General features: G+C 74.0%; 4 protein-coding genes and 1 tRNA gene. 1 reads left to right on the top strand and 4 read right to left on the bottom strand.

Annotated elements, in window-relative coordinates; translation table 11 throughout:
- Positions 1 to 18: 18 nt before the first annotated feature.
- Entirely contained in the window at positions 19 to 264 is a 246-nt protein-coding gene (locus CCN42_RS29190) for a hypothetical protein (protein ID WP_086740097.1), read from the bottom strand.
- A 125-nt stretch (positions 265 to 389) separates the two neighbouring features.
- On the opposite strand from CCN42_RS29190, the gene CCN42_RS29185 reads away from it, so the two are divergent.
- Entirely contained in the window at positions 390 to 962 is a 573-nt protein-coding gene (locus tag CCN42_RS29185; protein ID WP_086740096.1) for a GNAT family N-acetyltransferase, read from the top strand.
- Positions 963 to 1024: 62 nt separating this feature from the next.
- On the opposite strand, the gene CCN42_RS29180 is transcribed toward CCN42_RS29185, so the two are convergent.
- The 3 genes from CCN42_RS29180 to CCN42_RS29170 form a co-directional block, all read right to left on the bottom strand.
- Positions 1025 to 1101: transfer RNA gene (locus CCN42_RS29180), tRNA-Thr, on the bottom strand.
- A 115-nt stretch (positions 1102 to 1216) separates the two neighbouring features.
- Complete coding sequence (locus tag CCN42_RS29175) at positions 1217 to 2818, bottom strand: alpha/beta hydrolase (protein WP_086740094.1); 1602 nt, start codon at positions 2816 to 2818, stop codon at positions 1217 to 1219.
- A gap of 155 nt (positions 2819 to 2973) precedes the next feature.
- A complete protein-coding gene (locus CCN42_RS29170; protein WP_086740093.1) occupies positions 2974 to 4176 on the bottom strand; it encodes a DNA polymerase III subunit delta' in 1203 nt (400 codons plus the stop codon).
- Positions 4177 to 4409: the final 233 nt, after the last annotated feature.

Here is a 4409-nt window from a genome sequence, read left to right as displayed (position 1 = left end):
CCGCCGCCCTCGGCCCCGTCAGCACCGGGTCGCGCCGCCGCCCCCGCCCGGCGGCGCGTCGTCGGGCGCGTTCTGGTTCCCGGCCCGGGCGTTGACCCCGACACGCACCAGGATGGCGATCAGGCCGGCCACGCAGAACACGGTCAGCGCGGCAGCGGTGGGACCCTCGAACACCACCTGGGCGAGACTGATGCCCACGACCAGGACCGGGATGACCAGGAGCAGCCTCTGGTCGGCCGTCTGCCCGGCCTCGTTCTCCGCCATCTCGCCGTCCCTCGTCCCTGATCGCGTGCTTCCTGTGGGGGAGACGGCCACCAGGCCCCTCCCGTTCCCGTTCGCGTCCCCGTTCCCGGCGCGCACCGGCCGACGCCCGTGACATCGTGGGTGCCATGGCCATAGAAGTGCGCCCCGCGACGGTGTTCGAGGACGTCCGCGCCGTGCTCGGACCGAAGTCGCCCACGGCGACCGTCTGCTGGTGCCTGAGCTACCGGATCCCCTCGAAGCTCAACAACGAGCTGCGCGGCCCGGCCCGTGGCGAGTACGTCGCCGAGCTGTGCCGCGCCGATCCCCCTCCGGGCGTGCTCGCCTACGACGGTGACGAGCCGGTCGGCTGGGCTGCCGTGGCCCCGCGCGCGGAGACCTCCTTCGCCCGCAACCGCAAGATCCCGCACGTCGACGACCTGCCGGTCTGGTGCGTGTGGTGCGTCCGGGTCCGCCCCGGCCACCGCAAGCAGGGCATCTCCCACGCCCTGATCACCGGCGCGGTCGACTTCGCCCGCGCCCACGGCGCCCCGGCCGTCGAGGCGTACCCGCTCGACAACGGCGACGCCCGCGTCGACCTGACCATGGCCTACCCGGGCCTGCGCAAGAACTTCGAGCGCGCGGGTTTCACCCACGCCGCCGACACCACATCCGTCCTGTCCGGCCATCCCCGCGTCCTGATGCGACTGGACCTGCGCTGACCCCCGCGCCCGCCCGGAGAACGCGAAAGACCCCAGATCAGCCATCTGACCTGGGGTCCCACTGGAGCCGCTTTCGGGATTCGAACCCGAGACCTACGCATTACGAGTGCGTTGCTCTGGCCATCTGAGCTAAAGCGGCGCGTCGTCCGCACTATGGTGCGATCGGCGACGTCGGTAAGTCTACACAGTTTCCGGGAGTGCTTCGCACCGCCCCCGGGTGGGGCCCCGGGGGCTGGTGCGGCCTCGGTGTAGGGCTAGGAACAGCGCTTCCCGTCCGCCGGAGGGGTGCCGCGCAGGAGGTAGGCGTTGATCGTGCGGTCGACGCAGTCGCTGCCGCGGCCGTAGGCGGTGTGGCCGTCGCCGTCGTAGGTGAGGAGGCGGCCGGAGGAGAGCTGGCCGGCCAGCGACCGGGCCCAGCGGTAGGGGGTGGCGGGGTCGCGGGTGGTGCCGACCACGACGATCGGCTTCGCGCCCTTCGCCTCGATGCGGCGCGGCTCTCCGGTGGGCGCGACCGGCCAGTACGCGCAGTTCAGCGCGACCCAGGCCAGGCTCTCGCCGAAGACGGGGGAGGCCTTCTCGAAGGCGGGCAGCGCCTTGCGGACATCGTCGGGGCCGTCGAAGGAGGGCGGCAGGTCGAGGCAGTTCACGGCGGCGTTGGCGAACATCAGGTTCGAATAGGCGCCCTCCCCGTCCCGCTCGTAGTAGCTGTCCGAGAGCACCAGCAGGCCCGCGCCGTCCTTCCTCTTCATCGCCGAGGTCAGCGCCTCGCGCAGCTGCGGCCACGCCGACTCGTCGTACATCGCCGCGATCACCCCGGTGGTGGCCAGGGACTCGCCGAGCCTGCGGCCGTCCGCGTCACCCGCGGGGATCGGCTCGGCGTCCAGCTTGTCGAAGAACGCCTTGAGGTTCTTCCCGACCTGCCGCGGGCTGGTGCCGGCGCCGCCGAGCGGGCAGTCCGGCTGCTGTACGCAGTCCTTCGCGAACGCCTGGAACGCGGTCTCGAAGCCGGCCGTCTGGTCCAGGTTCATCCGCCGCGCGGGCAGGGACGGGTCCATCGCGCCGTCCAGCACCAGCCGGCCCACGCGCTGCGGGAAGAGCCCGGCGTACGTCGCCCCGAGGAAGGTGCCGTACGACGCCCCCACGTACGTCAGCCGCTCGTCGCCCAGCACTTCCCGCAGGATGTCCATGTCCCGTGCCGCCTCGACGGTGGAGACGTGCCGCAGCAGCCGCGGCGCGTCCGCGCCGCACCCCTCGGCGAACTTCTTGTACGCGTCGACCAGCCCGTCCGTCTCCCGCCGGTCGTCGGGTGTGACGTCCGTCTGCGTGTACGTGTCCATGTCCGGCCCGTCCAGGCATTCGACGGGCTCGCTGCGGGCGACGCCGCGCGGGTCCACGGCGACCATGTCGTACCGCGCGCGGACCTGGGCCGGGTAGCCGATCGCGGCGTACATCTGGAGGTACTCGATCGCCGAGCCGCCCGGCCCGCCAGGGTTCACCAGCAGCGAGCCCAGCCGCCCGCCGGGCCCGGTGGCCTTCTTGCGGGCGACCGCGAGCCGCACGTCGCCCTCGCCGGGGTCGGCGTAGTCGAGCGGGGCGCGCAGGGTGGCGCACTCGAACCCGGGGGCGCCGCAGGCACGCCAGCTCAGCTTCTGGCCGTAGTACGACGCCAGGGCGGACGGGGTGGCGCGTGGCAGGGCGGTCAGCGTGGCCTCGCCCGCCTGCGCCGCCCGCCCGGCCGAGGCCACGGAACTCGTGGAGCTTCCGGTGCTGCACGCGGAGAGGACCAGCGCGGTGGCGGCGAGGAGGACGGCTCCGGTACGGGACCTGGACCTGCGGTGGGGGCGCCTTGAGTTCATTCCGCGAGCGTAACGCTGAGCGATGCTCCGTTCGCGGTCCGTGCGGGGTGTGGCACGGACGGGTGGCGGTTGTCCAACGGACGAGGTACGCCGTCAACCTGTCGGCGGGCTTCACCCGCACCCCGGCCGGAGGGCCGGTACCGGCAGACCACGGGTCAGCCCGCTCTCAGCGCCATCGTCATCGCCTCCACGGCGAGCAGCGGGGCCACATTGCGGTCCAGGGCGTCCCGGCAGGCGGCGATCGCCTCGATCCGGCGCAGCGTCGACTCCGGGGAGCTCTCGCGGGCGATCCGCTCCAGGGCGTCCTCGGCGTCGGTGTTGGCCAGGGCGACGCGGGAGCCGAGCTGGAGGGCGAGGACGTCGCGGTAGAAGGCGGTGAGGTCGGTCAGGGCGAGGTCGAGGCTGTCGCGCTGGGTGCGGGTGCGGCGGCGCTTCTGCTTGTCCTCCAGGTCCTTGATCACCCCCGCCGTGCCGCGCGGCAGCCGGCCGCCCTGGGCGCCGAGTGCCGCCTTCAGCTCCTCGGTCTCCTTGCCGTCCATCTCCTCGGCGAGCTGCTTGGCGTCCTCCGCGGCGGCGTCCACCAGTTCCTGCGCGGCCTTGAGCGCGCCGCCGACGTCCGCGACGCGCAGCGGCAGTTTCAGCACGGCGGCGCGGCGCTCCCGCGCGGCCGGGTCGGTGGCCAGGCGCCGGGCCCGGTCGACGTGCCCCTGGGTGGCCCGGGCCGCCGCGGCGGCGACCTCGGGGTCGATGCCCTCCCGGCGGATCAGCATGTCGGTGACGGCGGCCACGGACGGCGTGCTCAGGTTCAGGTGGCGGCAGCGGGAGCGGATCGTCGGCAGCACGTCCTCGATGGACGGCGCGCACAGCAGCCAGACGGTGCGCGGGGCGGGCTCCTCCACGGCCTTCAGCACCGCGTTGGCCGACTTCTCGTTCAGGCGCTCGGCGTCCTCGACGAGGATGACCTGCCAGCGGCCGTTCGCCGGCGACGTGAACGACTTGCGGACGGTGTCCCGCATGTCGTCGGCGAGGATCTGGGTGCCGACGGCGGCGACGGTGGAGACGTCGGCGTGCGTGCCGATCAGGGCCGTGTGGCAGCCGTCGCAGAACCCGCAGCCCGGTGCCCCGCCCAGCGCGCGGTCGGGGCTGACGCACTGCAGCGCCGCCGCGAACGCCCGCGCCGCCTGCGTACGGCCCGCGCCCGGCGGTCCCGTGAACAGCCAGGCGTGCGTCATCTTCGACGCCTCCGGCACCGGCGCGTCGGCCGCGACCGCGGTGACCAGGGCATCGGCATCCCGAGCCGCGGCCTCCAGCTGCGCGCTCACCCGCTCCTGCCCGACGAGGTCATCCCACACCGACATGGGCCACCGTGCCCTTCCGTCCACTCCCGATACGCCCCCCATTGTGCGGGGCCCCACTGACAACGAGGCACCCGCGCTCATGGGAGGCGAAGGCGGAGGCCGTGCGGCGGCGGGCGGCGGCAGGCGGAGGTGCGGCCGGGGAGCGGCAGCTCGACCGGGCCCGCACCGCTCCCGCGCGGCGCGCCGCGTCAGCGGCCCTTGCCCCGCCCGCCGCCGCGGCGCCCCTCGTCCCC

The sequence above is a fragment of the Streptomyces glaucescens genome (assembly GCF_002154375.1).
In the GTDB taxonomy this organism is placed as follows: Bacteria; Actinomycetota; Actinomycetes; order Streptomycetales; family Streptomycetaceae; genus Streptomyces; species Streptomyces glaucescens.
This window is presented reverse-complemented; position numbering and strand designations above follow the sequence as displayed.

Bases quoted from the DNA above. Each gene is read 5' to 3' on its own strand.
- CCN42_RS29190 (WP_086740097.1), bottom strand. From the start codon at position 264: ATGGCGGAGAACGAGGCCGGGCAGACGGCCGACCAGAGGCTGCTCCTG.
- CCN42_RS29185 (WP_086740096.1), top strand. From the start codon at position 390: ATGGCCATAGAAGTGCGCCCCGCGACGGTGTTCGAGGACGTCCGCGCC.
- CCN42_RS29175 (WP_086740094.1), bottom strand. From the start codon at position 2,818: ATGAACTCAAGGCGCCCCCACCGCAGGTCCAGGTCCCGTACCGGAGCC.
- CCN42_RS29170 (WP_086740093.1), bottom strand. From the start codon at position 4,176: ATGTCGGTGTGGGATGACCTCGTCGGGCAGGAGCGGGTGAGCGCGCAG.